The sequence below is a fragment of the Phyllobacterium sp. genome, from assembly GCF_037994425.1.
Taxonomy (GTDB): domain Bacteria; phylum Pseudomonadota; class Alphaproteobacteria; order Rhizobiales; family Rhizobiaceae; genus Phyllobacterium.
The window spans coordinates 12129-34060 of sequence record NZ_JBBNAM010000418.1 but is presented as its reverse complement, the minus strand read 5'-3'; the positions used below and the strand labels follow the sequence as shown (position 1 = coordinate 34060).

The 21932-nt window shown below is 60.0% G+C and carries 24 protein-coding genes and 2 pseudogenes; 8 read left to right on the top strand and 18 right to left on the bottom strand.

From position 1 onward, the window contains the following. Positions 1-1167, bottom strand: a complete 1167-nt coding sequence (locus AAAB35_RS27540; RefSeq protein ID WP_340671523.1) for a YbfB/YjiJ family MFS transporter — start codon at positions 1165-1167, stop codon at positions 1-3. Between the two features lie 137 nt (positions 1168-1304). Here AAAB35_RS27540 and AAAB35_RS27535 point away from each other — a divergent pair, with 137 nt between their 5' ends. Then, positions 1305-1664 carry a metalloregulator ArsR/SmtB family transcription factor gene (locus AAAB35_RS27535; protein ID WP_340671522.1) on the top strand — a complete coding sequence of 120 codons (360 nt, stop codon included), beginning with the start codon at positions 1305-1307 and terminating at the stop codon, positions 1662-1664. Continuing rightward, the gene (locus AAAB35_RS27530; RefSeq protein WP_340671521.1) at positions 1661-2140 is read left to right on the top strand and encodes an SRPBCC family protein; all 480 of its coding nucleotides are present in this window, start codon (positions 1661-1663) and stop codon (positions 2138-2140) included. The genes AAAB35_RS27535 and AAAB35_RS27530 overlap by 4 nt, the downstream gene beginning before the upstream one ends. A 6-nt stretch (positions 2141-2146) precedes the next feature. Here the strand turns inward: AAAB35_RS27530 and AAAB35_RS27525 are convergent, their stop codons facing one another. The 8 genes from AAAB35_RS27525 to AAAB35_RS27490 all read right to left on the bottom strand — a co-directional run bounded on the left by AAAB35_RS27525 (position 2147) and on the right by AAAB35_RS27490 (position 11997). After that, positions 2147-3175, bottom strand: a complete 1029-nt coding sequence (locus tag AAAB35_RS27525) for an Ldh family oxidoreductase (protein ID WP_340671520.1) — start codon at positions 3173-3175, stop codon at positions 2147-2149. Then, positions 3172-5202, bottom strand: coding sequence for an ABC transporter ATP-binding protein (locus AAAB35_RS27520; protein ID WP_340671519.1), 2031 nt, complete (start codon positions 5200-5202; stop codon positions 3172-3174). Before AAAB35_RS27520 ends, AAAB35_RS27525 begins: the two co-directional genes overlap by 4 nt. After that, positions 5195-6076: an ABC transporter permease gene (locus AAAB35_RS27515; protein ID WP_340671518.1), complete on the bottom strand. Its 882-nt coding sequence runs from the start codon at positions 6074-6076 to the stop codon at positions 5195-5197. Before AAAB35_RS27515 ends, AAAB35_RS27520 begins: the two co-directional genes overlap by 8 nt. Beyond that, complete coding sequence (locus AAAB35_RS27510; RefSeq protein ID WP_340671517.1) at positions 6073-7041, bottom strand: ABC transporter permease; 969 nt, start codon at positions 7039-7041, stop codon at positions 6073-6075. The genes AAAB35_RS27515 and AAAB35_RS27510 overlap by 4 nt, the downstream gene beginning before the upstream one ends. Positions 7042-7096: 55 nt before the next feature. Continuing rightward, positions 7097-8758, bottom strand: coding sequence for an ABC transporter substrate-binding protein (locus tag AAAB35_RS27505; RefSeq protein WP_340671516.1), 1662 nt, complete (start codon positions 8756-8758; stop codon positions 7097-7099). A gap of 174 nt (positions 8759-8932) precedes the next feature. Next, on the bottom strand, positions 8933-10117 hold the full coding sequence (locus AAAB35_RS27500) for a mandelate racemase/muconate lactonizing enzyme family protein (RefSeq protein ID WP_340671515.1): 1185 nt from the start codon (positions 10115-10117) through the stop codon (positions 8933-8935). Position 10118: 1 nt separating this feature from the next. Next, a complete protein-coding gene (locus AAAB35_RS27495; RefSeq protein WP_340671514.1) occupies positions 10119-11225 on the bottom strand; it encodes a mandelate racemase/muconate lactonizing enzyme family protein in 1107 nt (368 codons plus the stop codon). A 52-nt stretch (positions 11226-11277) separates the two neighbouring features. Next, on the bottom strand, positions 11278-11997 hold the full coding sequence (locus AAAB35_RS27490) for a GntR family transcriptional regulator (RefSeq protein ID WP_340671513.1): 720 nt from the start codon (positions 11995-11997) through the stop codon (positions 11278-11280). 149 nt (positions 11998-12146) lie between these two features. Between AAAB35_RS27490 and AAAB35_RS27485 the strand changes: the two genes are divergently transcribed. Genes AAAB35_RS27485 through AAAB35_RS27475 form a run of 3 tightly spaced genes read left to right on the top strand, consistent with a single transcriptional unit; the run spans position 12147 to position 13316 of the window. After that, the gene (locus AAAB35_RS27485; RefSeq protein WP_340671512.1) at positions 12147-12479 is read left to right on the top strand and encodes a hypothetical protein; all 333 of its coding nucleotides are present in this window, start codon (positions 12147-12149) and stop codon (positions 12477-12479) included. Positions 12480-12495: 16 nt separating this feature from the next. Then, the gene (locus AAAB35_RS27480) at positions 12496-12780 is read left to right on the top strand and encodes an acylphosphatase (RefSeq protein WP_340671511.1); all 285 of its coding nucleotides are present in this window, start codon (positions 12496-12498) and stop codon (positions 12778-12780) included. Between the two features lie 14 nt (positions 12781-12794). Then, the gene (locus AAAB35_RS27475) at positions 12795-13316 is read left to right on the top strand and encodes a histidine phosphatase family protein (protein ID WP_340671510.1); all 522 of its coding nucleotides are present in this window, start codon (positions 12795-12797) and stop codon (positions 13314-13316) included. A gap of 9 nt (positions 13317-13325) precedes the next feature. Here AAAB35_RS27475 and AAAB35_RS27470 read toward each other — a convergent pair whose 3' ends face one another. Further along, on the bottom strand, positions 13326-14162 hold the full coding sequence (locus tag AAAB35_RS27470; RefSeq protein WP_340671509.1) for a bifunctional allantoicase/(S)-ureidoglycine aminohydrolase: 837 nt from the start codon (positions 14160-14162) through the stop codon (positions 13326-13328). A gap of 256 nt (positions 14163-14418) precedes the next feature. Here AAAB35_RS27470 and AAAB35_RS27465 point away from each other — a divergent pair, with 256 nt between their 5' ends. Next, entirely contained in the window at positions 14419-14847 is a 429-nt protein-coding gene (locus AAAB35_RS27465; RefSeq protein ID WP_340671508.1) for a GNAT family N-acetyltransferase, read from the top strand. 14 nt (positions 14848-14861) lie between these two features. Here AAAB35_RS27465 and AAAB35_RS27460 read toward each other — a convergent pair. The 4 genes and pseudogenes from AAAB35_RS27460 to AAAB35_RS27445 all read right to left on the bottom strand — a co-directional run bounded on the left by AAAB35_RS27460 (position 14862) and on the right by AAAB35_RS27445 (position 17104). Next, positions 14862-15476: pseudogene (locus tag AAAB35_RS27460) on the bottom strand (ATP-dependent Clp protease proteolytic subunit). A gap of 36 nt (positions 15477-15512) precedes the next feature. Further along, positions 15513-15845 (bottom strand): hypothetical protein, encoded by a 333-nt coding sequence (locus AAAB35_RS27455; RefSeq protein ID WP_340671507.1) that lies wholly within the window; start codon positions 15843-15845, stop codon positions 15513-15515. Further along, the gene (locus tag AAAB35_RS27450; RefSeq protein ID WP_340671506.1) at positions 15842-16153 is read right to left on the bottom strand and encodes a metalloregulator ArsR/SmtB family transcription factor; all 312 of its coding nucleotides are present in this window, start codon (positions 16151-16153) and stop codon (positions 15842-15844) included. Before AAAB35_RS27450 ends, AAAB35_RS27455 begins: the two co-directional genes overlap by 4 nt. A 45-nt stretch (positions 16154-16198) precedes the next feature. After that, positions 16199-17104, bottom strand: coding sequence for a LysR family transcriptional regulator (locus AAAB35_RS27445; protein WP_340671505.1), 906 nt, complete (start codon positions 17102-17104; stop codon positions 16199-16201). A gap of 132 nt (positions 17105-17236) precedes the next feature. Here AAAB35_RS27445 and AAAB35_RS27440 point away from each other — a divergent pair. Beyond that, positions 17237-18666, top strand: a pseudogene (locus AAAB35_RS27440) (MFS transporter). Between the two features lie 9 nt (positions 18667-18675). On the opposite strand, the gene AAAB35_RS27435 reads toward AAAB35_RS27440, so the two are convergent. The 4 genes from AAAB35_RS27435 to AAAB35_RS27420 are packed head-to-tail and all read right to left on the bottom strand — an operon-like array spanning position 18676 to position 20900. Then, positions 18676-19092, bottom strand: coding sequence for a GFA family protein (locus tag AAAB35_RS27435; RefSeq protein WP_340671504.1), 417 nt, complete (start codon positions 19090-19092; stop codon positions 18676-18678). Between the two features lie 42 nt (positions 19093-19134). Beyond that, complete coding sequence (locus tag AAAB35_RS27430) at positions 19135-19599, bottom strand: SRPBCC domain-containing protein (RefSeq protein WP_340671503.1); 465 nt, start codon at positions 19597-19599, stop codon at positions 19135-19137. Continuing rightward, positions 19596-19925, bottom strand: coding sequence for a metalloregulator ArsR/SmtB family transcription factor (locus AAAB35_RS27425; RefSeq protein ID WP_340671502.1), 330 nt, complete (start codon positions 19923-19925; stop codon positions 19596-19598). The genes AAAB35_RS27430 and AAAB35_RS27425 overlap by 4 nt, the downstream gene beginning before the upstream one ends. A 42-nt stretch (positions 19926-19967) precedes the next feature. Further along, the gene (locus AAAB35_RS27420) at positions 19968-20900 is read right to left on the bottom strand and encodes an AraC family transcriptional regulator (protein ID WP_340671501.1); all 933 of its coding nucleotides are present in this window, start codon (positions 20898-20900) and stop codon (positions 19968-19970) included. A gap of 128 nt (positions 20901-21028) precedes the next feature. Here AAAB35_RS27420 and AAAB35_RS27415 point away from each other — a divergent pair, with 128 nt between their 5' ends. Further along, a complete protein-coding gene (locus tag AAAB35_RS27415; protein ID WP_340671500.1) occupies positions 21029-21925 on the top strand; it encodes an SDR family oxidoreductase in 897 nt (298 codons plus the stop codon). The last annotated feature ends 7 nt before the right edge of the window (positions 21926-21932 follow it).

The window sequence follows — 21932 nt, the reverse complement described above, 5'->3', positions numbered from 1 at the left end:
CTAGCGCCCGCTTTTGCCGCGCCTTGCCGAATAGGCAAAGAACGCGGCAACGATCAGGCTGGCGGCAGCAGCCAAGGTCGCAAAAATATAGTCGCCGGTGACATTCGCAAGGTAGCCGCCAACAAGCGGCCCGATAATCTGGCCGACGCCGAACGCCGCGGTCATGACCGCCATCACTTTGCGCGGTGAATCCGGGAGAAGCACGCGCCCGGCCTGGAAGCCGAAGGCCGTGATGACGATGAAGGTCAATCCAAGCAGGAGCCCGCCCAGAATCGGCCCCCATGGTGCGGGCAAGACGACGCTCGCCGCAACGCCGATCGCCTGTACGGCGCATCCGATGGCAAGGGCGATGAACGGCCCAGTGCGATGGAGAAGCGGCGTCCACAGCCAAACCGAGATCGCTCCGGCGATGCCGGTCAAGAGCCAGACCAGCGCCTCCATCCAAGGTCCGCCCTGGCTGGAGCGCACGATCGCGATAATGAACGTTGCGGTGATGATGTAGCCGAAGCCGAATATGCCGTAAGCGATATTGACCTTGATGAATGCTGGCGTCCAGACAAGGGGGGGTTCAATAACGGTGGAACCGCCGCGCAGCGGTCCAGTCCGAATGAGCGCGAGCACCGCAAGCAAACCCAGGATCGAGAGGATTGCAGCGCCGATCCAATCCTCACGCCAGCCATAGCCATTTGCCGAACTGAACGCGACAAGCAGCGATGAAATGGCAATGCCGGTGCCGACGCCGCCAAAATGGAGGGCCTGCAGGTCCTGGCGATTGGCGGCCGCGAGATGGCTGAAGACGATCGTCGCTGTGAACACCAGCATGAAGGCACTGGCCATGCCTGCGAAGAACCTGACAAGCGAAAATACGAGCACGCCATCGCTGATGCTCATGGCGAAGCAGAGCGCGGCACTCAGCCCGAGCGCGACGTAGACGAGCGGCCGCTCCAGGCCGGACCACCAGCTGAAGCCAGCCACGACCGCGCCGAGGAGATACCCAACGTAATTGGCCGAGGCGATGACGCCAGCGTCGCCCGGCGACAGCCCGAGGTCGCTCATCATGCCGGGAAGGATCGGCGTGAAGATGAAGCGGCCGATGCCCATGCCGACAGCCATTGCCACGAGCCCGCCAAGCGCAAGCCGGATGGAGGATGAGGTCTTTGATCGCATGCGCCGGACCATATCGCTGCGCCGTTTGCTGACAAGCCAATAAATTTGATCGTTACGTAATTCGCAGTGATCGATCAAAGTGGCTTGCCAATACTTAGGAATTATCCTAAGTGATATCCGGGAACGGAGGTGCAACGATGATCGGAACGACGCTTAACACTACACAGGCAATCGTGCCGATCGACGGTGTCTTTCGCGCCCTTTCAGACCCGACGCGGCGGCGCGTTCTCGAACGTCTCGGGAGCAGCCCGGCATCTGTCAGCGAACTTGCCGCGCCGTTCGACATGGCCCTGCCCTCCTTTGTCGAGCATCTCAAGGTGCTGGAGGGTTGCGGTCTGGTGCGTTCGGCCAAGACCGGCCGCATTCGCACGTACCGGCTCGAACCCGAGCCACTGCAATTGATCGAAGATTGGCTGGCGAAGCAGCGGTCACTTTGGGAGCGCCGCCTCGATCAGCTTGACGAATATCTCATCCAACTCAAGGAGAACGATAAATGACGCAATCACCAGCGGTGAATCCGAAACTCGATCTTGTTCTCGAACGGGTGGTCGATGTGCCGCGCGAACTGGTCTGGAAGGCCTGGACAACGCCTGAACACATCGTCAAATGGTTCACGCCCAAGCCATGGCAGACGACCGACTGCGAGATCGACCTTCGTCCGGGCGGCGTCTTCCGCACGACCATGCTGTCACCGGAAGGCCAGTCTTTCCCGAACGTCGGATGCTATCTCGAGGTTATTCCGAACGAGAAGCTGGTGTGGACCGATGCGCTCCTCCCCGGCTATCGCCCATCGGAGAAACCCTTTTTCACTGCATATCTGACGTTGGAATCGGAGGGAAACGGCACGCGCTATAGAGCCGTTGCGATCCATCGCGATGAAGCAAGCAGGAAGCAGCACGAGGATATGGGCTTCCACGACGGCTGGGGTACTGTGCTTGACCAACTCGTCGCCTATATCAAGAGCGAAATGTAAGCCTGTCTACTTCCCGAGCATCGGAGAGCCGTCGCGCGCGTAGCGCTCGACGGTCTCTACCACGGCGGCTTGCAGGGGGACGCCATTCGCATGCCTTCGCCGCGTTTCAAGCCGCCGATCACCTGGCAGTCGCACCACCGGCGTTTCCTTGACGGCCGCCAGCATTTCCTCGAGCCGGCCAGTAAAGCCGGGACCGGCGAACAGGCCCGGATCGATGGCAATGATGAACTGACCGGTCCGGGGCGGACCGCCCTCGCAATCGCCAAAGGACGAGGCCTCGTAGGACCAGTGCGAGCCGCCCAAGCCGGCAGCAAGAATGTCGACCATCAAAGCAAGCCCAAATCCCTTGTAACCGCCGATCGGCAGGAGACTTCCCTCCACGGCGGCGGCAGCATCATTGGTCGGCACGCCATCCGTATCGATGGCCCATCCATCGGGCAACGGGACCCCGCGATTATAGGCGTCGATCACGGCGACCTTGGCGACGACGCTGGACGACTGGTCGATGACCAGCGGCGCCTGTGCCGCGCGCGGAACGGCAAAGGCGAGCGGGTTGGTGCCGAAGAATGGCGTCTTGCCGCCGAACGGTGCAATCGACGGTGAAGCATTGGCGGTCATCATCGCAACAAGACCCTGTACCGCGAGGTCCTCGACGAAATAGCCAAGTGAGCCGCAAGCATAGGAATTGCCGACGGACAGCGCAGCGATCCCCGATTGCCGGGCCGCCTCCACGAGGGCCGGAAGGCCGAGCGCTATGGCCGGATGGGCGAAGCCCGTGCCGGCGTCGACGCGGAGCGCAACGCTCGACAGCTTCTCAAGGCGCGGTTGCGCATGCCCGTCCACTTTTTTGCAGGCGGCGTGATCGCAATAGGTCGGGAGGTAGGAGAGGCCGACGATCGCTTGGCCGTCCCGCTCCGCAGCCGCGATCGACTTCGCCACCGCTGCCGCATTTTCCGGCGCGACGTCCGAGGCGATCAGGGCACGTGCCGCGAGGGTCTCGATTTCGTCATAGGTCATCACCCTCTCGTCGCTCATGCGGTCACTACCTCTTGCTTCTTTTGCAGGCGTGCCAGTTCCTCGAATGGGATGTGGCAGCGGATCTTGTGTTCGGGCTCGGAGTCGAAGAGCGGCGGCTCCTGCTCTTCGCAGATCGCCCCGATCTTGCGCGGGCAGCGGGTATGGAACACGCAACCTGACGGTGGATTGACCGCGCTTGGAATTTCACCGTCGAGGCGGACACGGCTTTGTTCGGCCTCGTCGAGCTTCGGCACGGCCGACAGCAGCGCTTCCGTGTATGGGTGGTGAGGGCCGGAGAATACCCGTTCAGAAGGTCCGATCTCCATGATCCGTCCGAGATAGAGCACGGCGATCTGGTCCGACAAATAGCGCACGACGGCGAGATCGTGCGAGATGAAGATATAGCTCACATGTTCCTTGGTCTGGAGATCGGCAAGGAGATTGAGGATCGCTGCCTGCACCGACACGTCGAGCGCCGAGGTCGGCTCATCGCAGACGACGATGCGCGGATCTCCGGCAAAGGCGCGGGCGATCGCTACACGCTGCTTCAATCCCCCAGATAGCTGGCGCGGCTTCACGCTCAGATGCCGCTCCGTCAGGCGAACAGAGCGGACAAGCTCTACAAGGCGCTTTTGCTGCGCCGCGCCCTTCAAACCCGCCAGCGTCCGCAACGCGCGTCCCATAATATGCCGGATCGAGTGTGAGCGATTGAGCGCCGAATCCGGGTTCTGGAAGACGATTTGCATCGCCTTGACCTGGTCGGCGCTGCGGCTTTCAAGTTTCGGCGCGAGGGGCTTGCCATCGAGTCGCATCGTTCCCCCCTCGTCGGCCGGAACAAGACCGAGAAGGAGACGGGCAAACGTGGTCTTTCCGCTACCCGACTCGCCGACAAGGCCAAGGGTCTGGCCGGGCATGAGATCAAGGGAAACGTCGTTGACAGCCCGCAAAGCCTGACCATGGGCTGCGTAGGTCTTGTTGAGGCTCTCAATCCGCAAGACAGGTTCTCGGGCAGTCACTACCGCCGCGGCAGCGATATTTCCGGGGGTCGTGCGCGGAAGATCCTGCGCCCTCTCGTGGTAGTGGCAGCGGGAAAGGCGATCCCCGAGGTCGTGGAGTGGCGGCAACTCATTGTGACAGCGGCTGTCAGCAAGGGCGCAACGATCGGCAAAGGGGCAGCCGGTTATCTTCGCGCCGGGCGCCGGGAGAAACCCCGGAATCGTATCCAGCCTTATCTGGTCCTTGCGCTGGCCGCCCCGCGGCAGGCAGCGCAAAAGTGCGACCGTGTAGGGATGGCGCGGATTGTTGAAAACCTCCTCGGTCGTACCCTCCTCGACCAGCATGCCGGCGTAAAGGACACCGACGCGATCGCACATGCGCGAGACGACCGCGAGGTTGTGGCTGATGAACAAAATGGACGCCGAGAGCTCTTGCCTGAGCTTGGCGATAAGATCGAGGACTTCCGCTTCGACGGTGGCGTCGAGCCCGGTCGTCGGTTCATCCAGGATCAGCATCGTCGGATCGTTGGCAAGCGCCATGGCGATGCCGACGCGCTGCTGCATGCCGCCGGATAGCTGATGGGGGTAGCGTTGCATTACCCTCACCGGATCGGAGATGCGGACCCGGTTGAGCATGGCGATTGCCTGATCAATGGCGCCCTGACCGGAAATGCCGCGCAACTCGAATATCTCGGTTAGCTGACGTCCGATGCGGATTGACGGGTTGAGGGCCTTGCCAGGATCCTGATAGACCATCGACACGCGTTCGGCCCGCATTCGGCGGAGCGATTCATTGTCGAGCTTCATGACATTCTCGCCTGCGAGCGAGATCTCGCCAGCGGTGATGACGCCATTCCGCGGAAGGTAGCGCACGACGGAAAGGGCGACCGTCGACTTTCCGCAGCCGGACTCGCCGACAAGTCCATAAGCCTCGCCCGGGCGAATGGTCAGGCTCAGATCGCGCAACACTGCGCGATTGCGTCCGCCGACCCGGTAGGCAACGGAGAGGTGGTGCAGTTCGAGGGCGTTGGCGGTGATTGGTTCAGTCATTGAGGGCCACCTGCACGCCGTCGGCCACGAGATTGACGCCGATCACCAGCGAGGCGATGGCGAGTGCGTCGAACAATACCGTCCACCAGAATCCGCCACCGATCATCCCATAGTTGCTGGAAATGCTCAGACCCCAGTCCGGCGATGGCGGTTGAATGCCGAAGCCCATGAAGCTCAGCGTCGCAACCGCGAAGATCGCATAGCCGAGCCGCACCGTGGTTTCGACCAAGATCGGGGGGATAACATTGGGAAGTATCTCCACAAACATCGTGTGAAGCGCGCTCTCCCGGCGCAATTGCGCCGCGGCGACATAGTCGAGTTCTCGTTCCGAGAGCACGGCCGAGCGAACGGTGCGGGCGATGATCGGTGCAAAGCTCAAGCCAATGACGATGATCACGGTGGTCTTCGATGTTCCAAGCGCGACGATGGCGAGCAATGCGACGATCACGACGGGGATGGCCATGAAGGCTTCGAGTATGCGACTGATGACATCATCGACGAGCCCGCGAAAGTACCCGGTAAAGAGGCCGAGTGTCGTCCCGGCGATTGTCGCGAGGAGCGTGGCTAGCGGCGCGACGGTCAGAATATCGCGCGACCCGACGATGACCCGCGAGAATACATCCCGCCCAAGCTGGTCGGTTCCGAACCAATTATCGGCTGAAGGCGGCATGAGCGCGTTGATGATATCGTCGGCAAGCGGATCGTGTGGGGTAAAATATTCGCCGAACAGCGCACATGCGACCCAGAAGAGCACGATGACAAGGCCTGGGAGGAAAGAACCGGAGCGACCGAGCGCTGCCACGACCTCCATGGCCGGACTACGCCTCGAAGCAGATGCTGGCAAATCGGGTTGCTTGATGTCTGTCGCCGTCATTGATCGGTCCCCAGTCGGATGCGTGGGTTGAGGACAGAGTAGAGAAGGTCCGCGATCAACGTTGCAACCGCATAGACGATGCCTATCGTCAGAATTCCGGCCTCGAGAACCGGAAAATCCTTGCCGCGTGCCGCAGTGAAGATAAGGGAGCCGATGCCCTGATAGCGAAACAGGGTCTCAACCACGACAAGGCCACCAATAAGGTAGCCGGTCTGGGTGGCGATCACAGTTATGGTCGGCAACAACGCATTGCGCAGGACATGGCGCCAGATGACGGTGCGCCACGGCAGGCCTTTCAGTACGGCCGTTCGCGTGTAGTCGGAATCGAGCGCCTCGACCATGCCCGACCTTGCCATTCGCGCGATATAACCGAAAAGCACCAGGAACAGCGGGAGCGCCGGCAGAAGTAGATAATAGATTTGGGTCAAGATGCCCGAACCAGGTGGCCAGACCGCCGCGATCGGTAGCCAATTCAGCCAAACGCCGAAAATCAGAATAAAAATGATGCCGGTAACGAACTCCGGCAACACGGTCGCCGACAGGCCGCCCAGGCTGATGATGCGGTCGATCGGCCTATTCACATTGAGGGCGGCGATGATGCCTCCGAGAATGCCAAGCGGTACGACCATGATAAAGGCAACCAGCGCAAGCTTCATCGAGTTGCCGAGTGCATCGATGACGAAAGGCGCCACCGGTGCCCTGAAGATATAGGAAGTACCCATATCTCCTTGAACGAAATGCGAAATCCAGTCCCAGTATTGAACGAGAAGCGGTCGGTCCAGCCCGAGGGAGTGATTGAGCGCATCAACGGCGCGCTGGTCGGCAAGCGGACCCAATATGGCGCGCCCGACATTCCCGGGCAGCACCTGGCCTCCCAGAAACACCATGATACTGAGCAGGAACAACGTTACGATCGAAAGGGCAATGCGCTTGAGCAGAAAGGCGAGAATGGCTTGAGCTCCCATGTTAGCCAGCCCCATTCACATGGAGCTGGCTGTTGCAGGATGTCCGTCCCTCCCGTCAGGCTTTTGACGCGCGGTCGAGATAGTTCTGCGACATCGCTGTCGGCTGCACGCCGGTAACGCCCTTCGCCGTTGCCGTCAGATAGTCGAAGAAATAGCCGAAGATGACCGGCGTCTCTTCAAGCAGCAGCCGCTGGATCTTGCCTGCCGTTTCCTTCTGCGCCTCAAGGTCGAGTGCAGCGATATAGCCCGCAGCGAGCGTGTCATAGTCCTTGTTCTTGAAGTGGGCCGAGTTCCAGGTGCCCTCGCTCTTCAGAGGTGCCGACAGATAGACATTCGGCACGCCGCGATGGCCGTAGTCGGTAATGCCCATGACGGAGTCGAGCCAGTTCGACTTGCCGAACACCGCATCGCCGTAATAGGCGCCCTGATCGAGGATATTGAGTTCAAGGTCGATGCCGATCTCCTTGACCGCATTCTGGATGAGCTGCGCGTATTCCGGAATTTCCAGATAGCGTTCAGTGGTGAGGGTGACCTTGAAGCCCTTGCCGGCCCCTGCGGCCTCCATCAGTTCCTTCGCCTGTTTCAGATCCTGCTGGCGTTGAGCAACCGTCGTGTCCGTCGACGGGAAGACCGGCGCAAACGGGCTGTCATTGCCGAGCGAGGCACGACCACGCATCAAGCCTTTCTGCAGCTTGTTGCGGTCGATGCTGAGCGCGACAGCGCGGCGCACACGCGGATCCTTGAAGGGATCCATGTCCGTGCGCATGTGGACCTGGTGGTGGGCTACGGATTTCAGGCTGAGGATATCGACATTCGGATCGTTGAGCAGCGCAACGCCGGCAAGCACCGGCATCTGGTTGATCACGTCGACCTGCCGGCCCTGAAGCGCGAGGATCATCGGCTGGATATCGCCGAAGAAGGTGAATTCCGTGCGCGCCGGAAGCGCTTTTTCACCCCAATAATCCTCGTTGCGCACGAAAGACGCGCCAACCTTCGGCGTGTACTTCTCCAGCTTGAAGGGGCCCGTGCCATTGAAGTTCTTTTCGAAGTCGCCCTTGTAATCGGCAGGAATGATGATCGCGTTGTAATTGTCCGACGACACCATATAGGGGAAGTTGCCGTTGGGCGCGTCGAGGTGGAACTCGACAGTGTAGTCGTCGACCTTCTTCGTGGCGCCCTTCTGCAGGAAACCGGTAAACACGGAAAGCGCATTGGACGAATTTTTCGGATCGGCAAGGCGGTCGATACTCGCCACGACGTCGTCGGCCTTCATCTCGCCGCCGCTGTGGAACTTGACGCCCTTGCGCAGATTGAACGTCCAGACGTCGCCCTTGTCGTTCGGCTTCCAGCTTTCGGCCAGCATCGGCTTCAAGACGAGATCAGGGCCGTCGAGGCAAAGGAATTCGCCGCACTGCTGCAGCATGAGTAGACCCCCGGCGTCGGCGACGCTGACGGGCTCGATCGCGGCAGCAGGAACACTGCTGGCAACTCGGATCGTGGCTCCGGCCGTGCCTTGCGCTCGGGCGAGGCTCGGCATGCCGCCCATGCCGGCCGCAAATCCGACACTGCCGAGGAAAGGCAATGACAGGCCAAGGAGGCTGCCGTGACGAATGAATTCGCGGCGGCTTACCCTGCCGTCGACGAGACCATCGATAAGATGATTTTCGAGATCAGTCCGGCCACGCCGGAGCATATCGAGGAACTTGTAGTTTTTCATGGCTTCTGCTCTTTCCCCTGGATCATGTTTTTGCCGGACGATGAGTTAGGCAGCGCTCCTGGTCGCCGAGTTGCCGGATCGTCCGTGACCGACAAACTTAAGATTGCCTTTTCCTCCGATCACGCATTGCCCGGTCTTGGCGCCGGGTCAGGCAGTAAGCGAGAATTCTCCTTTTCAGTTCAACGGCAAGCGCCGGTAGGTGCCGGGCTTCGCCGGGTCGTGATACTTGTTCTTGGGCCCTTTATCAGCGAAATCCTTGTGGCAGGCAGCCAAGCGACTACGGTCGAGTGCAACTCCGAGACCCGGGCCTTCTGGCACTGGAACGATATTGTTCTGGGGTGAAAACGGCCCTTCTTCGATCACATCGGTCGTCTGCATGCGGAACAGGGACTGGTTTGGCTCCCTTATCCAGCCGAGCGCTGCGCACAAATGGAGATAAGCGGCGCTGCCGACGCCGGAATCGCCGCTGTAGCACCAGAAATCGATGCTGGCGTGTTCGCAGGCGCCGATGAAACGAACGAGGCGGCCGATGCCGCCATGGGTTGCCGGATTTCCGACAATCGCGTCAGGAACCCGCAATTCTACGGCACGGGCAATGTCGATGTTGTGCGTGGAGAACGGTATCGAACAATGGCGACGCAATTCACGCATTTCCTCGATTGTCGCGACGGGATCTTCCCAGTTGCGAACGTTCAGTTGTTCCAACGCTCGCACAAGTTGCCGAGCAGTTGCAAGTGAATAAGCTTGGTTGGAATCGATTCGCAGCATCACCTCATCGCCGAGCTTCTTGCGGATGAGTTCGAGCATGCGAAGCGAGACCTTCGGGTCCTCGGTCGAGAACTTTCCCTCGAAGAACGTTGTTCCGTATCGCTCGTTGAGTTCGACGCAATAGTCGGCGACTTCCTCGGGCGTTTTCTCGCCAATTCTGGCAGCACCGTCACCGCGCAGGGAGAAGTAGTCGGTGAAAGGTATTTCCTTACGGACTGCGCCGCCGAGCAATTGATAGAGCGGCTGGTTCCAGGCCTTGCCTCGCAGATCCCATAGCGCCATTTCAATCGCGCCGAAGGCAAGGATGCGCGTACGGTCGTTTATGCTCTGAACACCCGTCCAGAACGGAAGGCAGACATTCTCCGCGCCGGCAATATCGATCGGGTCTCGTCCGACAAGGCGGGGCGCAAGGGTGTCGTTGATGATGGCCGCGGCGGCGGAACTCGGCGCTTCGCCGAGCCCAACCAGCCCATCATCGGTCTCGACTTCCACGATCGTCGGTGAAAAACCGTCGAGTTCACCGAATACCCAGACATAGGGCGCTTCCAGTGTCAAATTGATCGGCGTTGCGGTGATCCGGCGAATTTTCATCTCAGTGGCCCAATTCGAGGAACGGCTTGCCAAGGAGGTCGGGATCGACGTCAATGCCAAGCCCAGGACCATCGGGTACACCCATGCGGCTGCCGACGACCGGGGGGGCGTTCTTTGCGGTGCGGATTGTCACCCATTCGTGGAAGGCGATCGCATGCATGCGCCGCTCTTCCGGGGTCGACAGCGAAAGGTGCGCCATGGCGGCGGTATCGACCTCAGCCCCGCCCGTGTCTTCCACCGTGACCATGAAGCCGAGGTCGACGGCGACATCGCGAATCTGACGGGTCTTGGTCACGCCGCCGAGACGCGAGATCTTCAAAGTCAGACCGTCCGCCGCGCCCTTGCGATGAATCTCGAGCATTTGTTCGAGGGAGGTGACGGATTCGTCGAGCACCATTGGCTTGTCCAGCGAGCGGCGGACGGACAGGCAATCGTCTATCGCGAGGCACGGCTGCTCCATTGTATAGTCGATGCCGCGTGTCGCATCGGCGAATTGGCGCGCCTGATAGGCAGTCCACCCGCCATTGGCATCGCAGAAGATCACAGTGCCCTTCGGCACCGCGGCGGCGACGGCGGTTACCCGCTCGATGTCGTCATGCACCTTACCGCCGACCTTGACCTGCAGGCGATGGAACCCTTCCCCCACGATTCGCTTGGCAAGAGCGACCATCGATTCGACCGAACCGTGGGTGACGACCTTATAGAGATCGGCCATGTCGCTTTCCCGGCCGCCCAGCATCGTTACCAGCGGCACGTCGGCGGCGCGGGCGGTCAAGTCAGAGCAAGCCATGTCGAAAGCAGTCTTTATGTAGGGATGGCCATTGAAGACGGTGTCCATCAAGCGGTTGATCTGCGCAAGCCCGCGTGGATCTTTGCCTAGCAAGTGCGGGGCAATTTCCGGAACCCCTGCCCTGGCGCCCGCAGCGAATGCCGCCGAATAGAAATTTCCGAGCGGCGCCATTTCGCCCCAGCCTGTCAGCCCGCTGTCGGAGGTGATTGCCACGAGAACCGCATCGAAGCCGTCGGCGCCGCGCCCCTTTGACATATTGTAGCGGCCATCCACGAAGGGTTGCATGAGGCTGTAGGCTTTGATGGACTTGATATGCACGATAGGCGATCCTGTGTTTTTGTAGGTGGACCAAGCTTCCGGCCGGCAGCAATCAATTCTCGGTGCGTTTGCGGCTTCCGGGTTTCCTACCGGCTTGACGCTCTTCAAGGCCGCGCGCGAAGGAAACGAGTTCTTCAAAATCCAGAGCGATGTGCTCGCGGGCGTGCCTTTGCACCGCCTTCATGTCCTTGCCTTTAAGGAGGCGAACATAGTCTTCGTGAACGTCGAGCGACGGAACCGGTTCGTTGCGGGCGCGCTGATGCAGAGCGAAATACATTTGAAGGCGGCTGGTGAGGCGTTGCCATGTGTCGAGCAGCAGCGGGTGATCGGCCCATTCGTAGATGAGGCCATGCAATTGCAGCGCAGTCTCGATCTGCCGGCTCGTGTCGATCTCGAGCGTCGCCTGCTTGACGGCTGCGTGGCGGCGGTCAAGTTCGGCAAAAAATACTTCGGTACGGTTCGGCCACGTCCTTTCGATGGCAAATTCGTCAAGCACCTGGTTGAGGGAATAGGAATCCTCGATGTCCTTCGCCGTCACTTCGATCACGAAGGTTCCCGCGTAAGGAATACTAGTCAGAATGCCTTCCTGGACCAGTTCCCGCATGGCTTCCCGCAATGGCGCACGGCTGACACGCATCTGTTCGGAAATGCGAAGCTCGTTGAGTTTCTGACCAGGCTCGAGCTTGCCGGTGAGGATCGCCCGCTTGAGCAGGCTGACGATTTCGGCCCGGCGGGTCGTGTCGACGATGGGGTCAAAATCTGTAGCGCTCATGGCCCTTCCTCAATGCAAAAATAGAAAATCAGATTGTCGACAATATTGCAATAATGAATCAGCGGCATTAGCATTTGCCATGTCGATCTGCCCCCTTTAACCAGCGGACTGACCCAAACAAAAATCGACTTTGTTGACCGGAGATCGACATGACCCTGACGGGCTTCTTCCAGCTCACCGCCTCGACGCTGACGTTCCTGCTCGCTGCGACCTGTGCCAAAACCTGGGCACTCGCACCAAGCAATGCCAAGCTGCTCCTGACCATCGGACTCTATTCGGTCGGCAATCTCATCATGCTGCGATTGGTGCGCGAGTTCGGCATGGCTTCCGCCTTCAGTCTTTCAGCGGTTATTCAGCTCATCGCGGTCAACCTGATCGCGTTGATTTTCTTCGGCGAGAAGCTTTCAATCGTTCAGTCGTTCGGTATCATCTTTGCAATACTCGCGGTCGGTCTTATAACTTTCGGGTCCGCCACCGAATGATCGGTAAGGAGGCGCGATGCAGGACAAGCACCGAGCGAAACGGGTTCGCATTTCAGGCCGCGTGCAGGGCGTGAGTTTCCGTGTCTGGACGCGCATGGAGGCACGCAGGCTCGGACTTGGCGGCTGGGTTCGCAATGAACCTGATGGAACAGTCACGGCACTTATTGAAGGGCCGGATGCTGCTGTCTCGGCGATGCTTGATTTGTTCTGGCAGGGTCCGCCCGGCGCATCGGTCGCTGATGTAAAGACCGAGGACGCCGGCATGGCGGACATGGCGGGCGACTTCCGAATAACGTCCTAATTACGGGGGCCTATATGCGCAGGCTCATTCTCTTTCGCCACGCAAAATCGGAATGGCCGGCGGGTGTGGCAGATGATAAACGACCCCTGGCGAAGCGCGGCCGGCGAACGGCTCCGCTGATGGGTGCGTTTCTGGCGCGAGAAAACCTTCTTCCCGATCTCGCGCTCGTCTCCACGGCGCGCAGAGCCATGGAGACCTGGGAACTTGCATACGCTGAGTTCGGATCGAAGGTCGCATGGAAGGCGGAGCCGCGCCTTTACGATGCTCCAGTCAGTGCGCTTTTCGATATCGTCAGGCAGATGCCATCCAACATCCGCACCTTGATGCTAGTTGGCCATAATCCAGGTTTCGAAGTATTCGCAGGCCAGCTCACGACCGAGGGGCCCGAGCTTGACCTTTCGCGACTGCGCGAAAAGTTGCCGACGGCCGCCATTGCCGTAATCGATTTCAATATCGATGGCTGGAAAGCCATTGACGCCGAACACGGCGTACTCAAGCGGTTCGAGACGCCAAGGTCAGTTGAAGGCGCCAACTAGGGCTCCGGCTCAGCGCCGCGGCGACAGGCTGAGCTTCATGTGGCGGTTGACATCCTTGTAGAGCAGGTACCGAAACTTGCCAGGACCGCCGGCATAGCAGGCTTGCGGGCAGAAGGCACGCAGCCACATGAAATCGCCGGCTTCCACTTCAACCCAATCCTGGTTGAGCCGATACACGGCTTTGCCCTCAAGCACATAGAGACCGTGTTCCATGACATGGGTCTCGGCAAAGGGAATGACCGCGCCCGGTTCAAAGGTAACAATCGTCACGTGCATGTCGTGACGCAGGTCCAACGGGTCGACAAAACGCGTCGTCGCCCACTTGCCCTCCGTTCCCGGCATCGGAGCAGGAGCAACGTCCGCTTCATTGGCAAAGAAAGCCTCCGGCACATCGATGCCGTCAACGACCTCATAGGCCTTGCGGATCCACTGGAAACGGACAGGAGCGCTGCTTTCATTGCGAACAGCCCATTTGCTTGCCGGGGGAATGAAGGCAAAGCCGCCCGGCTGCATGACGTGCTTCGCGCCGTCGAGAACCACGCTCAATTCGCCTTCGAGCACGAACAACACGCCTTCGGCTCCCGGATCGAGCTCGGGCCGGTCGCTACCGCCGCCCGGCGCGACTTCCATGATGTATTGCGAAAATGTTTCCGCAAATCCCGAGAGCGGACGCGAAAGTACCCAAAGGCGGGTGTCTTCCCAGAACGGCAGATAGCTGGTGACGATGTCCATCATCACCCCTTTTGGAATCAGGGCATAGGCTTCGGTAAAGACCGCGCGATCGGTCAGGAGTTGCGTTTGCGCGGGTGCGCCCCCGTGGGGAGCAGAATAGGTTCGTCCAGCCATTGCCACTTCCTCTGCATCTCCCGCCTGAAGGCGGGCCTCAAAATCCAGATAACGCCTTCCTCAATAGCCAAACAAGGGACGATTCATACCCCTTAAAAAATTGAAAGTGCTTGCACGTTTAACGCGAGCTACGGCCGGTCAAGATTTGTTCAACGGCCAACGGATGTGAGCAGCCTCCTCGCACGCCTGAGTCGAACCTTGCTCATGGGCCAAGAATGTCAAAAATTGCACTCAGTCAATCCAAGGAGGATCGACCATGACAGGTGTCGAAAACGACGTCGTTTATACACGTGAAACTAATGTGCGCGCCGAAGAATTCCATTCGGTTCTGGCTTCGTCCGGGCTTGGCGACATCAGGCCAGTCGGCGATCTGGAGCGGCTGCAGCGCATGCTCGACAATGCCAACCTCGTTATTACCGCGCGGCTTCCCAATGAGGGCAACAGGCTGGTCGGCATTGCACGCGGTGCGACCGACTGTTCTTGGTTCTGTTACGTTTCCGAACTTGCGGTCATGCAGGGTCTGAAAGGCATGGGGATCGGTCGCGGCCTGCTTGCCCATGCGCGCGAGGTGCTGGGACCCGAGGTAGCGCTTGTCCTAGTCTCGGTACCGGATGCCGTGCCGTTTTATAAGGCAGCAAGAATGGAGCCCCTGCCCCATTGCTTCTGGTACCGCCGCGAACGTTAAATTTGCCTGCCCGCCTAACGCGCCTCCGTCTCGTCGGGCCGCCCGGTGAGCACGCGGTCGATCAGCCCCCACTCGACTGCCTGTTCCGCAGTCATGAATTTGTCGCGATCGAGGGTTTTCTCCACCTCTTCGTAGGTGCGCCCGCAATGTTTGGCGTAGAGGGTGATCATGCGATGCTTCACCTGCTGCATTTCCTCAGCATGGATAAGGATATCCGACGCCTGTCCCTAAAAACCACCGAGCGGCTGATGGACATGAAGGCTGGCATTCGGCAAGGCGACCCTGTGTCCCGGCTCACCACCCATGAGTAGAAAAGACCCCATCGATCGGGCCGTCCCCATGCACAATGTGTGCACGGGCGCCCGGATGAACTGCATGGTGTCGTACATCGCCAGCCCGCTGGTTATGACGCCGCCATAGGAGTTGATGTAGAGCGCGATAGGCTGCTTTGGGTTTTCGGCTTCGAGGAAAAGCAGTTGGGCGCAGATCGTTGCCGACATGGCATCGTTCACCTCGCCATTGAGGAAAACGATACGCTCGCGCAGCAAGCGTGAATAGATATCGAATGAGCGTTCTCCGCGAGAAGACTGTTCCACCACCATGGGGACGAGTTGCATCGTGTCGCGCATGCGCAACCTCCAGATTTCCGACTGTTGTAATAAGTGTTAGGCGGCGAGCATCATTGTTGGTGCGGCATCATTCGCTGCGGCCCGAACCATGGTCCGCCTGTGAACGACCGCAAAGATGGTACCGCCACGGCCGTTGGCGCGCACGCTGAACGTCACGACGCCCCGCTCGTGCGGCGGCTCGGCTTCCTCGATCAGTAATTCGAGTTGCGCGAGATGCGCTTCATGCAGCACTTCGAGGACGTTCTGATCGGGAAGCCATTGCCGGCGAAAGGCTTCGACGCTGATCGCCTTCCAGACCTTCTCCGGACGTTCGTCGAACTCGAAGGTGAACTCGAGTTGTGGTTCGGAAGGTGAGAGCGCTTCATTCACTGGTCCATCTCCTTCAGCAAGGCCGCCAGGTCGGCAGCGCGGTCGGGCCAATAGGTGCGATATTTGGCAAGCCAATTGACGAGGATCAAAAGGCCGTCGGGTTCAACCTCATACCGGATGAATCGCCCTTCGCGGCGCTCTTTCAGAAGTCGGGCCTCCCGCAACACGGCGAGATGCTGCGACACGGCAGGCTGCGTAATGCCGAAGCCCTGCCGCAACTCGGTCGCATTCTGCGGTGCGGCAGCGAGCCTTTCAAAGATGGCCCGGCGCGTGGGATCAGCAAGGGCTTTGAAAACGATCTGCTCCATCGTTTTAGATAAGCAAACACTTATCTCAATGTCAAGCGTGCCATTTCATTCGCGCTGAGCCCGTTCAGCACATGCCTCCCGCACGCAGCCACGCAACCAGCGATGGGCCGGGTCCGCATCAAGGCGCGGGTGCCAGAGCAATGAAACGGTGACCGCCGGAATGGGGATCGGAAGCGGAAAGCTGTGCATTCCAACGCGCAATGCCTCCGTGTGCCGTTCGGGTACCGTGGCGATCAGGTCGGAGCCACGAGCGAGGGCGAGCGCAGTCGCAAAGCCGCCAACAATCACCACGATGTCTCTTTCGAGACCGAGCGATCCCAGTTCCTCATCGATCGGCCCTTTGTCGAGCCCGCGCCGCGAGACGCTGACATGTCGGCCCTCCACATAGCGCACTGCTGTGACTTCGCCGTGGCAGAGCGGATGACTCCTACGCACCACGCCGATGAACCGGTCGCGGAACAGGGCTTGCACACGCAGTTCCGAACTCGTCGCCTTGCCGACGACGCCCGTCTCCATATCGACGCTGCCATCACGTAGCGGCCCGCTTTCCCAGTCGGCCTTCTGCACGAAACGCAGGCGCACGCCCGGCGCCTCTGTGCCGACGCGCGCGATGAGTTGGGGCCCGAATGTCTCGACAAAGCCGTCGCTGGTGCGGAGCGCGAATGTTCGCTCGAGCCGTTTGAGATCGAGTGTCGCCGCTGGACGCAGAACGGCCGTCGCCTCCTCGACCAGCGGACCAATCCGCTGGCGAAGTTCAAGCGCGCGGGGTGTCGGAACAAGACCGCGCCCAGCGCGAACGAGAAGCGGGTCGCCCGTCGTCTCGCGCAGGCGTGCCAGCGCCCGGCTCATCGCCGAGGGGCTGAGGTTGAGACGCTTGGCCGCGCGCGCGACGCTCCCCTCCGCCAGGAGCACGTCAAGCGTGAGAAGCAGGTTGAGATCCGGTGGCGTCATCCTGCGAACCTAAGACGTTCATGACATGGCGTCAAATGCACGAATGAAGTGCAAATGCTGCGTCTTCCGCCCTCTTTGTCGAATCGTTAAATTTGGGCCGTGCTACAGATAAAGGAGAACGTGGTGAACCCGATAGCGATTGCACGAGATAAGGCGGGCATTGAAACCTTGGGTGAATCGCCCTTCATCCGATGGGCGCTCGCCAGCCTTGCCCTTTCGATGCTGCTTTCCGCACTCGGCGTCAGCATTGCCAACGTCGCATTGCCGACGCTGGCACGAACATTCTCCGCACCCTTTCAGCACGTCCAATGGATCATCCTCGCCTATCTCCTTGCCGTAACGATTTTTATCGTCAGCGCGGGACGCCTGGGCGCCTTGTCGGCCATCGGCGCGTGCTCCTCGCCGGAATCCTGCTGTTCACCTTTGCCTCTGTCGTTTGCGCTGTGGCGCCTTCAATATCGACGCTGATTGCTGCGCGCGCGGTACAGGGCCTTGGAGCCGCAGTCTTGATGTCGCTCACCATCGCGCTTGTTGGCGAGACCGTTCCGAAAGCAAGGATCGGCAGCGCGATGGGCCTGCTGGGAACGATGTCGGCAATCGGCACGGCTCTCTGCCCCTCGCTCGGCGGCGTGTTGATCGCCGGCGCCACCTGGCGCGCGATCTTTCTCGTGATGGTGCCGCTCGGCATCGCCAACTTCATTCTCGCCTATCGCTGTATTTCGGATGAAAGCCGCAAAGACCGGCCGAACCAAACCGGTTTCGACCTGCCGGGCACGCTACTGCTGGCGTTCACCCTCGCCACCTATTCTCTGGCCATGACGATCGGACGCGGTCATTTCGACTGGCTCAACGCCAGCCTGCTCTTGCTTGCCTTCCTTGGTGGCGGCCTCTTCGTACTGGCGGAGAAAAAATCCGCGTCGCCCCTCGTCCGGCTGGCACTATTGTGGAACGCAGAATTAAGCGGCAGTCTCGCCATGAACGCGCTCGTCTCCACGGTGATGATGGCGACGCTGGTGGTCGGGCCGTTCTATCTCTCCAACGGGCTCGGGATCAGCGCGTCACTTGTCGGCGTTGTCATGTCGAGCGGGCCAATTATCTCGGCGCTAAGCGGCATCCCGGCCGGCCGCATGGTCGACCGTCTGGGCACTCCTGTAATGATTATTGTCGGCCTCATCTTGATGGCAGCCGGTTCCATTGCGCTGTGGTTGATACCGACAGCATTCGGCATTGCAGGATACATCACTGCCATCGCCATCCTCACGCCAGGCTACGCACTGTTCCAGGCGGCCAACAACACGGCGACGATGAAGGATGTTCCTCAGGATCGGCGCGGCGTGATTTCCGGCTTGCTGAGCCTTTCGCGCAATCTCGGTCTTATTACAGGCGCGTCCGTCATGGGCGCCATATTCACCCGCGCATCGGCCGCGACGGATATCACGATGGCGCCGGCCGCGGCGGTCACGACAGCCATGCAGGTCACGTTTGCGGTTGCGACAGCGCTTATAGCCGTGCCAATTGCCATCGCAACCGCAACGAGGACACCAGGCCCGCCGACATGCTAGCTATGTCGATCACATGTCGGGCGGCATCTTTTCGAATTTCGGCAGACCTGGGTCGACATGGTCCCAAGGAAGCGCGCGCATGGCATACGTCACCACCTGCGGGCTGTATCGGCCCGGATCGTCGAGACTTGCGGCGTGAATGGTGAACAGTTGCGGCATGACGGCAAAAGTCAAATAGACCGGCGATCCGCAGGTCGGGCAGAACGCATGGGACTTTACATTTTTGCTGTCGCCGGGAATAGCCCAAGTTTTGGCTTCACCGCTGAGCTTCGGATCCGCGCCGGCAAATGTCATATACGACCCATGTCCGGTGCCGCTCCGCCTCTGGCAGTCGCGGCACTGGCAGTCGTTCGAAAATACCGGTTCAGCCGCAATCTCATAGCGGACCGCACCGCAGGCGCAACCGCCGGTGTAAGGCTTGCTCATGTCTTCCTCCAAAGATGTGATTTGATTTGCAGATCGGGAACTTCAGTTCTCTTCGCTGGCGACAGTACCGATGCGCGGGACAACCTTCTTCCAGCCCTCGCTCATGCTCTTGAATGCCGTATCATTCTTCGGCGTGACGAAGCCGGAATGAACCAGGCGAAGCCGCGTGCCATTTTCGACCCGTGCAAGGATGAATGTAACGACCGTATCGAGACGTGAGCCGTAGCCAGCATTGCTTTCGTGCCCGCCTTTCCATGCGTAGGCGAGACGCTCGTTCGGCACCGCCTCCAGGACCTCGCAGTGAATGGTGCCGTCCCATTCGCCCGCCGGCGTGGTCTGGTAACTGAAGCGATTGCCCTTTACGGGCGAAAAGCCCTTCGCTTCCATCATCCAGCGGCCGATCAGCGCGCCGGTCGTCAGCGTCTTCCAAATCGTCTCCGGCGCATGGGGGAAGACTTCGTCGACGACAATGTCATGGGTATCCAACTTCGATGCGGCGTCGTTCATGGATCAATCTCCTTCAGGAGGCTACGGAGGGTGGCGAACCGTTCACGCCAAAAGACGCCGTAGTGGCTCATCCAATCGAAGATCGGCTCGAGCCCCTCAGGTTGGGCGCGGTAATAGACGTTGCGCCCTTCGGGACGTTCGGCGACGAGGCCGGCCTGTTTCAATGACTTCAAGTGCTGGGATATGGCGCCCTGCGTTACGCCGCTCCCCCGCGTCAGCTCGCCCACCGTAATCTCGTCGGATCGAACGATCCGCTCAAACACGGCGCGCCGGGTAGGATCGGCGAGCGTGCGCATGACGGTGGTGATAGCGGCGGATTCGATCATGCGGATAAATTAGTGATCGCTAATTCATTAGTCAATACTAATTTATTGCGACGAAGGCGAAACAGAATTTTGGCCACGGACATAATTGCGGGGCGAACAGCCCATGACCCGTTTGAAGGCCGTGCTGAATGCACTCTCGGATTCGTACCCAAGGGAGGGAGCGATGACGGAAATGGAATTGCCGGTATTCGCCAATTGGTCCCCTGCCAGCAACATGCGCCAGCGCGTCAGGTATTCCATCGGCGATACCCCCACCATTTCCTTGAATCTCAGGGCGAAAGTGGACCGTGACATGCGGGCGTGTTCGGCAAGCGCGGATAATGTCCAACGCCGCGCCGGATCGCCGTGCATGGCATTCATCGCCGCGCTCATCTGTTTGTCGGCAAGGGCAAAGAGCCATCCGGCGCCACGTTTATGGCCTTCTGCCAGATGCAGACGCAGCGCCTGAACCAGCATCATATGGGCGAGATGTTGCAGGATCAGAAACCCGCCTGCCCGCTGCTCGCTCAACTCCTGCATCATGCGCTCGACAGACCAGCGTAAGGCCGCGGCTTCCGATTGCCTGCGGATGTGGACAATGGGTGGCAGCATGCCAAGGAGGACGCCTGAATGGCCCTCCGCAAGCGCAAAGCGGCTGCTGATCATGAAGAAATCGCCACCACCCTTATAGGATACGATGCCGCCATCGCGCGCACTGGAAAAGACTGTAGGGGCGTCAACAGGTTCCGTCTCCATATCGCTGGCAAGTCGGAAGGGTCGACCGCTCGGCAAGAGAAAACAATCCCCTTCGCTGAGGCGCACAACATCAACAACGCCTTCCACGGCGAGCAAGCATTCGCCCGAAACGACAGCTCCCGTTTTGATGCCTTTCTGCTGATCCTCAAACTGAATCGACCATTTGCCGCCTGCCGTAAACCCGGCCGACATGTAATTGCGTGGTTTCAGAAGCGATAGAACATCGGATAGTGGGTCCATGAAATCACACCGGACGATCGCGAAGATAATACGGACATTACAGCATAGATCGTACGCCAGCAACCACCTATGACTGGGTGTATGCAGGCCCTCGCGTCGGCTTTGCTCCAGTCACAAGGAGAGTTGCAATGCGCGTATTCGTCACTGGCGCCACAGGCTTCGTCGGCTCTGCGGTTATCCAGGAATTGCTTGGCGCCGGACACCGCGTCGTCGGGCTTGCCCGGTCGGATGCTGCCGCCGCGACGCTTGCGGCAGCTGGCGTTGGAGTTAAGCGCGGCAGCCTTGAAGATCTCGAAAGCCTGCGCAGCGGAGCGGCCTCTGCCGACGGTGTCGTCCATACCGGCTTCATTCACGACTTCTCGAAGTTCAAGGAAAACTGCGAAACCGACCGGCGCGCCATCGAGGCAATGGGCGAAGTACTCGCGGGGACTGACCGTCCCTTGATCATTACCTCGGGAACCGCACTTGTCGCTTCATCAGGCGTTGCCACGGAATACGACGGGCCGCAATCAGGCATAAATGCCGCGCCGCGTGTTGCGTCCGAACAAGCAGCAGCCACGGTGCTTGAGCGCGGCGTGCGCGTATCTGTCATGCGTCTGTCACCCTCCGTACATGGCGATGGCGACCACGGATTCGTTCCGATGCTGATCAGCATGGCGCGTGAGAAGGGCATTTCAGCCTATATTGGCGAAGGGCTTAACCGCTGGCCGGCGGTCCACCGCTTCGATGCAGCGCTGCTCTATCGCCTCGCGATCGAACAGGCCGTCGCTGGCGCGCGCTACCACGCCAGTGACGAAAACGGCGTGCCCTTCAAGGACATTGCGGAGGTGATCGGCCGCCGCCTGAACTTGCCCGTTGTCAGCTTGGGACATGAGGAAGCCGCCGAGCACTTCGGCTGGTTCACCCATTTTGCTGCTATCGACAATCCGACTTCAAGTGCACAAACGCGCAAGGCGCTCGGTTGGCAGCCGAAAGAACCAGGACTTCTAGCGGACCTTGATCAACCAAGCTATTTCGCGACGTGACAGCCCG

Bases quoted from the DNA above. Each gene is read 5' to 3' on its own strand.
- AAAB35_RS27475 (WP_340671510.1), top strand. From the start codon at position 12,795: ATGCGCAGGCTCATTCTCTTTCGCCACGCAAAATCGGAATGGCCGGCG.
- AAAB35_RS27520 (WP_340671519.1), bottom strand. From the start codon at position 5,202: ATGACTGAACCAATCACCGCCAACGCCCTCGAACTGCACCACCTCTCC.
- AAAB35_RS27470 (WP_340671509.1), bottom strand. From the start codon at position 14,162: ATGGCTGGACGAACCTATTCTGCTCCCCACGGGGGCGCACCCGCGCAA.
- AAAB35_RS27540 (WP_340671523.1), bottom strand. From the start codon at position 1,167: ATGCGATCAAAGACCTCATCCTCCATCCGGCTTGCGCTTGGCGGGCTC.
- AAAB35_RS27530 (WP_340671521.1), top strand. From the start codon at position 1,661: ATGACGCAATCACCAGCGGTGAATCCGAAACTCGATCTTGTTCTCGAA.
- AAAB35_RS27485 (WP_340671512.1), top strand. From the start codon at position 12,147: ATGACCCTGACGGGCTTCTTCCAGCTCACCGCCTCGACGCTGACGTTC.
- AAAB35_RS27435 (WP_340671504.1), bottom strand. From the start codon at position 19,092: ATGAGCAAGCCTTACACCGGCGGTTGCGCCTGCGGTGCGGTCCGCTAT.
- AAAB35_RS27425 (WP_340671502.1), bottom strand. From the start codon at position 19,925: ATGATCGAATCCGCCGCTATCACCACCGTCATGCGCACGCTCGCCGAT.
- AAAB35_RS27490 (WP_340671513.1), bottom strand. From the start codon at position 11,997: ATGAGCGCTACAGATTTTGACCCCATCGTCGACACGACCCGCCGGGCC.
- AAAB35_RS27415 (WP_340671500.1), top strand. From the start codon at position 21,029: ATGCGCGTATTCGTCACTGGCGCCACAGGCTTCGTCGGCTCTGCGGTT.
- AAAB35_RS27515 (WP_340671518.1), bottom strand. From the start codon at position 6,076: ATGACGGCGACAGACATCAAGCAACCCGATTTGCCAGCATCTGCTTCG.
- AAAB35_RS27510 (WP_340671517.1), bottom strand. From the start codon at position 7,041: ATGGGAGCTCAAGCCATTCTCGCCTTTCTGCTCAAGCGCATTGCCCTT.
- AAAB35_RS27465 (WP_340671508.1), top strand. From the start codon at position 14,419: ATGACAGGTGTCGAAAACGACGTCGTTTATACACGTGAAACTAATGTG.
- AAAB35_RS27450 (WP_340671506.1), bottom strand. From the start codon at position 16,153: ATGGAGCAGATCGTTTTCAAAGCCCTTGCTGATCCCACGCGCCGGGCC.
- AAAB35_RS27480 (WP_340671511.1), top strand. From the start codon at position 12,496: ATGCAGGACAAGCACCGAGCGAAACGGGTTCGCATTTCAGGCCGCGTG.
- AAAB35_RS27420 (WP_340671501.1), bottom strand. From the start codon at position 20,900: ATGGACCCACTATCCGATGTTCTATCGCTTCTGAAACCACGCAATTAC.
- AAAB35_RS27445 (WP_340671505.1), bottom strand. From the start codon at position 17,104: ATGACGCCACCGGATCTCAACCTGCTTCTCACGCTTGACGTGCTCCTG.
- AAAB35_RS27525 (WP_340671520.1), bottom strand. From the start codon at position 3,175: ATGAGCGACGAGAGGGTGATGACCTATGACGAAATCGAGACCCTCGCG.
- AAAB35_RS27430 (WP_340671503.1), bottom strand. From the start codon at position 19,599: ATGAACGACGCCGCATCGAAGTTGGATACCCATGACATTGTCGTCGAC.
- AAAB35_RS27500 (WP_340671515.1), bottom strand. From the start codon at position 10,117: ATGAAAATTCGCCGGATCACCGCAACGCCGATCAATTTGACACTGGAA.
- AAAB35_RS27505 (WP_340671516.1), bottom strand. From the start codon at position 8,758: ATGAAAAACTACAAGTTCCTCGATATGCTCCGGCGTGGCCGGACTGAT.
- AAAB35_RS27535 (WP_340671522.1), top strand. From the start codon at position 1,305: ATGATCGGAACGACGCTTAACACTACACAGGCAATCGTGCCGATCGAC.